5 protein-coding genes are annotated in these 6,000 nt (G+C 68.3%); 2 read left to right on the forward strand and 3 right to left on the reverse strand.

All coding sequences use genetic code 11. The features are described 5' to 3' along the window. Positions 1-138 precede the first annotated feature (138 nt). Positions 139-1,908: an aspartate--tRNA ligase gene (gene aspS, locus H9X80_RS06740; protein ID WP_204793576.1), complete on the reverse strand. Its 1,770-nt coding sequence runs from the start codon at positions 1,906-1,908 to the stop codon at positions 139-141. A 438-nt stretch (positions 1,909-2,346) separates the two neighbouring features. On the opposite strand from aspS, the gene H9X80_RS06745 reads away from it, so the two are divergent. Then, on the forward strand, positions 2,347-3,012 hold the full coding sequence (locus H9X80_RS06745) for an HAD family hydrolase (RefSeq protein WP_204793577.1): 666 nt from the start codon (positions 2,347-2,349) through the stop codon (positions 3,010-3,012). Between the two features lie 241 nt (positions 3,013-3,253). After that, positions 3,254-3,562: a CDP-alcohol phosphatidyltransferase gene (locus tag H9X80_RS06750; RefSeq protein ID WP_204793578.1), complete on the forward strand. Its 309-nt coding sequence runs from the start codon at positions 3,254-3,256 to the stop codon at positions 3,560-3,562. A 231-nt stretch (positions 3,563-3,793) separates the two neighbouring features. Here the strand turns inward: H9X80_RS06750 and H9X80_RS06755 are convergent, their stop codons facing one another. Together H9X80_RS06755 and H9X80_RS06760 are read right to left on the reverse strand one after the other, a co-directional pair. Beyond that, positions 3,794-4,885: a glycerol dehydrogenase gene (locus tag H9X80_RS06755; protein ID WP_204793579.1), complete on the reverse strand. Its 1,092-nt coding sequence runs from the start codon at positions 4,883-4,885 to the stop codon at positions 3,794-3,796. Between the two features lie 78 nt (positions 4,886-4,963). Further along, positions 4,964-5,527 (reverse strand): PTS sugar transporter subunit IIA, encoded by a 564-nt coding sequence (locus H9X80_RS06760; protein ID WP_204793580.1) that lies wholly within the window; start codon positions 5,525-5,527, stop codon positions 4,964-4,966. Positions 5,528-6,000: the final 473 nt, after the last annotated feature.

Consider the following 6,000-nt stretch of genomic DNA (forward strand, 5'->3'; position numbering starts at 1 on the left):
CTTGCCTTACGGGCGCCGCAAAGTGTTTCTCACCAGGCACCCCCAGGTTCTTCTCGCCGTGCGGGACGCCGGGAGCGCGAGACCCGGGTGCACGGGACCCCGGATGCGCCAGGACGGCCGTCAGTAAGCCGGGCCGCGCTACAGCAGGCGCAGGCCGACCTCCTTGAGCTGCTTGCCCGTGACCTCGCTCGGGGCGTCGGACATGAGGTCGGAGCCGCTCGAGGTCTTGGGGAAAGCCATGACCTCGCGGATGGAGTCCTCGCCGGCCAGCAGCATGCACACGCGGTCCAGGCCGAGTGCAAAGCCGCCCATCGGGGGCGCGCCGTACTCGAGGGCGTCCATCAGGAACCCGAACTTCTCGCGCGCGTCCTCAACGGTGTAGCCGAGGAGCTCGAGCATGTCGAGCTGCATCTGGGCGTTGTGGATACGCATGCCGCCGCCGCCGGCCTCGTAGCCGTCCATAACGAAGTCGTAGGTCGCCGAGCCCGCGGCCAGCGGGTCGGCCTTGATCTTCTCGACGTCGGACTCGGTGGGCAGGGTGAAGGGCTGGTGCTCGGCCTCGTAGCGCTTGGCCTCGTCGTCCCAGTGGAAGAGCGGGAAGTTGACCACCCAGAGGAAGTCGTGGCCCTCGCGCGGGACGTTCAGGGCGTTCGCCATGTGCACGCGCATGCCGCCCAGGATCTCGTCGGCGAGCTTGCGGTCCGCCACGGCAAACATCACGAGGTCGCCGGGCTCCACGTCCATCTCGGCGCGCAGGGCGGCCATCTCCTCGTCAGAGAAGAACTTGACGATGGGGCTGTTCACGGAGCCGTCCTCGCGGAAGGCGATCCACGCGAGGCCCTTGGCGCCGAAGCCGGCGGCAACGTCGGCGAGCTTGTCGATCTGCGCGCGCGGCCAGGCGCCGGCGCCCTTGGCGTTGATGGCCTTGACGTACTGCCCCTCGGTTGCCGCCGCACCCGCGAAGAGCTTGAACTTGGACTCGGCGAAGATCGAGGTCACGTCGTGGAGCTCCATGCCCAGGCGCGTGTCCGGCTTGTCGGTGCCGTAGGTGTCCATCGCGTCCCAGTACTCGATGCGGCGCAGCGGGGTGGGCATCTCGACGCCCACGCGCGCGAAGGCGTCGGCGAGCACGTCCTCGAGCTCGCTCATGACGTCGTCCTCGTCCACGAAGCTCATCTCGATGTCCACCTGCGTGAACTCGGGCTGGCGGTCGGCGCGCAGGTCCTCGTCGCGGAAGCACTTAGCCACCTGGTAGTAGCGCTCCACGCCGCCGACCATGAGCAGCTGCTTCAGGAGCTGCGGGGACTGCGGCAGGGCGTAGAAGTGGCCCGGCTGGGTGCGCGAGGGCACGAGGAAGTCGCGCGCGCCCTCGGGGGTGGACTTGAAGAGGGCCGGCGTCTCCACCTCCATGAAGTCGCGACCGTGCAGCGCCTCGCGGATGGCGAAGGTGAAGTCCGAGCGGAGCTTCAGGTTGGCCATCATGCGCGGGCGGCGGATGTCAAGGTAGCGGTAGCGCAGGCGCACGTCCTCGGCGCAGTCGAGGCGGTCCTCGATCTGGAAGGGCGGCGTCTTGGAGGAGTTGAGCACCTCGATGGCGTCGATGAGGACCTCGATCTGGCCGGTGGCGAGCTTGGGGTTCTCCATGCCCTCCGGGCGCTCGCGAACCGTGCCGGTGACCTTGATCGGCCACTCGGAACGGATGGTCTCGGCGGTGTGGAAGGCCTCGCCGCCGGAGTGCTCCGGGTCAAAGGAGACCTGCGTCACGCCGTCGCGGTCGCGCAGGTCCACGAAGATGAGGCCGCCGTGGTCGCGACGGTGCCAGACCCAGCCGGTGAGCGTCACCTGCTGGCCGATGTTCTCACGGCGCAGCTCGCCGCAGGTGTGGGTGTGCATGGTGTGGGAGTCCATAGATGCCTTTCGTCTCGGCCGCCCCGTGTCGGTCGGGCGGCGACTGCCAGAGACGGCGACGTGGCGTAGACAGCGCAGCGTCGCACGTACAGGCGATTGTACTACGGACGCACGCATGGCGAGAAGAACCGGAAAGCAGACGGAAACCTGGTGGGCGGAGCGCGGCCCGCACCCACACCCCGCGGCCCACACCCCGCGCGAGAATCGTCGGGAGTGCGCGGAAACAGCGCCGGATTTGTCGCCCCTGTGCGCAGGACCGCGCACACTCCCGATGTTTCTCGCGGCCCAAACGCACACTCCCCGGAATTTTGGCGCAGCGCGCAAGGGCGCCGTTTTTGGCGCAGCGCACGGGAGCGCCGAATCACGCATCAGGACCAGGCGCCCGCGCCCTGTGCTACCCTCGCAGACGGCGAGAAGAACGAAAGGACGCGCAAAGCCATGCCAGCCTTTGAGACGGTCGTCTTCGACCTTGACGGAACCCTGCTCGACACCCTCGAGGACCTGCACCTCTCCACCAACGCGGCGCTAGCCGCGAACGGCCTGCCCCCTCGCACCCTCGACGAGGTGCGCCGATTCGTGGGCAACGGCATCCGTCTGCTCATCGAGCGCGCCGTGCCCGACGACACCCCCGCCGACGTCGTCGACGCCACCTTCGCGTCGTTCAAGGCCCACTACGGTGCGCACTGCGAGGACCACACGGGGCCCTACCCCGGCGTCCCCGAGCTGCTTGCCCACCTGAAGGCGGCCGGCGTCCGCATTGCCGTGGTCTCCAACAAGGCCGACTTCGCGGTGCAGGAGCTCGTGGCACGGCAGTTCCCCGGGACCTTCGACGCCGTAATCGGCGAGTGCGAGGAGCGCGGCATCCGCAAGAAGCCCGCGCCGGACATGGTCGAGGAGGCGCTCCGGCACATGGGCGCCGAGCGCAACGGCATGGTCTACGTGGGCGACTCCGAGGTGGACGTGGCGACCGCCGCCAACGTGGGCTGCCCGTGCGTGGGCTGCGCCTGGGGGTTCCGCGGGCGCGCGGCGCTGCTTGCCGACGGCGCTCCCGTGGTAGCGGACACGCCGAGCGAGCTGGGGCGCATTCTCCTGGCCGAGGCATAGCGCGCAGGTCACCGCCGGAACTCTTCCGCGCGACCGCCTGGCACCTCCCGCAATGCCGACACGGTGCTGCCCGGACCCTTTCCCGACGCCGCCCAATCCCTCCCGCGACGCCAACGCGCATCTTCCGCAACGCCGCCAACCGACGCTCGCCTAACATTCGGCAAACACGCGCATAACCGACCCGCTTGCGGGTTATAGTCTTTCCTAACGTCCGTTTGGTTGGCCGACGAAAGGAGCCGCCATGGGTAAGAAGGCTGCCGAGGCACTCGACATCAACTACGAGGATCTCGCCGAGTATCTGCACTGCAACCACTCCGTCTACATGAAGATCGGATCTGACGTCTACTACCTCACGGACTGCAACTACGAGTCCTGGCGCGCGCAGGACACGAGCCGCCGCAACGAGAAGAACCACTTCGTCGACTGCTCCGAGCTCGTTCCCACCGTCGACGAGTTCCTGGCGCTCCCCTTCGTCAACGGCCAGACCATCAAGGATGCCTTCGACCACGCCACGTTCTACGCCTCCCTCAAGGGCGAGAAGGACGCGTAAGGCAGCGGCCAGAAACCTCCGCTCACACAGAGTTCACGCAGACGGGGCCGGCACCGCACAGGTGCCGGCCCCGCTTTCGTCGCGCGCGAGGTACTTCTCGCCCGCGCACAAGGTTCTTCTCGCGAGGTACTTCTCGTCACGTTCTTCTCGTCCGCGCACTTCTCGCCAGGTACTTCTCGCCCAGGCCCCCTCGCCCGGGCCGCCGCGACGGCCCGGGCAGGGGGCATCCCGCTACTCCGCCAGGGCGGCGCGGCCGTAGGCGTCGGCGGCGAGCATGGCCGCGGCGACCTTCTCCGGCGTGACCTCGAACGGCATGTTGCCGAGGGTGTCGGAGGGCGCGCAGGCGAGCCGGGCCACCTCGAGCACGCGCTCGTAGCTCGCGTCCTCGACGCCGAGCTGGGCAAACGTCACCGGCAGGCCCACCTCCACGCAGAAGTCGAGCACCTCGTAGAGCTCGTCGGCGTCCTCGAGCACCAGCTGGGTCAGCGTGCCAAAGGCGACCTTCTCGCCGTGGTAGTAGGCGTGGGTCTCCGGCATCGCGGTCATGCCGTTGTGGATGGCGTGCGCGCCGGCCAGGCCCGCGGACTCGAAGCCCAGGCCGGAGAGCAGCGTGTTGGCCTCGATGATCTTCTCCACGGACTCGGTGCAGGCGCCCGCCTCAAGCGCAAGCTTGGCCTTGAGGCCGTCGGACATGAGCGTCTCGTAGCAGAGGCGCGCGAGCGCCATGGCGGCGCTCGTGACGTGGCCGCCGGCGCAGGTGGTGGCGTCGGAGCGCATACAGGCGCGGGCCTCGAAGTAGGTGGCCAGCGCATCTCCCATGCCCGAGACGGTCAGGCGCACCGGGCTCTTGGCGATGACGTCGGTGTCCATGAGCACGAGGTTGGGGTTCTGCTTGAAGAACTGGTACTCCTTGAACTGGCCCTCGTCGGTGTAGATCACCGAGAGCGCGGAGCACGGCGCGTCGGTCGCGGCGATCGTGGGGACGATGACCACCGGCGCGTCGACGGCGGCCGCCACGGCCTTGGCGGTGTCGAAGATCTTGCCGCCGCCCACGCCGACCACGACGTCGGTGCCGGCCTCGCGGTAGACCCCCACGAGGCGGTCGATCTCAGCCTGGGAGCACTCGCCGTTGAAGTTGTCATAGGTCAGCGCCACGCCGGCCGCCCCCATGCTCGCAGAGATCACGTCGCCGGAGCGGCGCAGGCCGCCCGCGGAGATGACCACGAGCGCATGGGTGCCGTAGGTCTTGACGTAGTCACCGAGCTTGGCGAGCTCGCCGGGACCCTGGACGTACTTGGACGGGCTGATGAAGATGCGTGCCATGCAGGTTCCTCTCTCTCCTTCGTGACAAGGCCCCGCGCCCTGGAGCACGCGGGGCCTGAAAGACCGCTTCCTTCCCTGCTACTTCCGTGCCACGAGCAGCGGGTCGCCGATCTTGACGAGCGGCCGGCCGCCGAGCAGCGTGCCCGACTCGCCCACGTGGTCGATCCGCGCGTAGGCGTCCGGGTTGGAGATGACGCACGCGACGACCTCGTCGTAGCCGGCGAGCTTGATGGCGTCCACGCTGAAGGTCATGAGCGGCTGACCGGCGCGCACCTCGTCGTTTGCCTCGACGAGCCGCGTGAACCCCTTGCCGCCCATGTTGACCGTGCCGATGCCGATGTGGATGAGGACCTCCATGCCCTCCTCCGTACGGATGGCGATGGAGTGGTTGGTCACCGTGGTGGCGCCGATGCGCCCGCTGACCGGCGCGTAGAGCACGCCCGCGCCGGTGGGCAGGATGCCGTAGCCGTCGCCGAGCAGGCCCGCGGAGATGACCTCGTCGTTGACCTCCTTGAGGCTCACGAGGACGCCCGAGATCGGGGCGTAGACGGTGTCGGGACGCGTGGCGAACGTGGCCGCCGGCGGCGTGATCGTACCGTTTGACGAGGCGAAGGTGCTCTTGATCTTATCGAAAAGTCCCATGTCTTCCTCCCGGTCGTGGTCCCATTTCCTCATCCTACCCACGTTTCGCGGAGGTTTCCGTTTGATTATCGGGACATTCGGCAAGCGGGCCGTCCGGCCGCGGCAGGGGCGAGAAGGACGTGCGGGCAGCAGGGGGTGCACCCGGCGCCCCGGCAATCGCGTCAGGTGCACCCGCCGGCGCGGTTCGGCATCGCCAAGTGCACCCGCTACCTCCGGCGATCGCGTCAAGTGCACTCGGACCGGCGGCAAAATCACCTCAAGTGCACCGAAAAGCGGGGTTTTGCACGCAAGTGCACTGGGGCACGGGTGCACTTGATGAGTGCACCTGACAACGGGTTCGTTCAGTGCACCGGGACGTGGGTGCGCTTGGCAAGAAATCCGCCCGTTCGGGTGCACTTGGCGAGAAGAACGGGCGGACGGAGCGCAGTACGTGGGCGCGCGGGCGGCGGGGCGGGGCGCGCGCGCCCACGTAC

It is taken from the genome of Olsenella profusa, from assembly GCF_016900315.1.
GTDB lineage: Bacteria > Actinomycetota > Coriobacteriia > Coriobacteriales > Atopobiaceae > Thermophilibacter > Thermophilibacter profusus_A.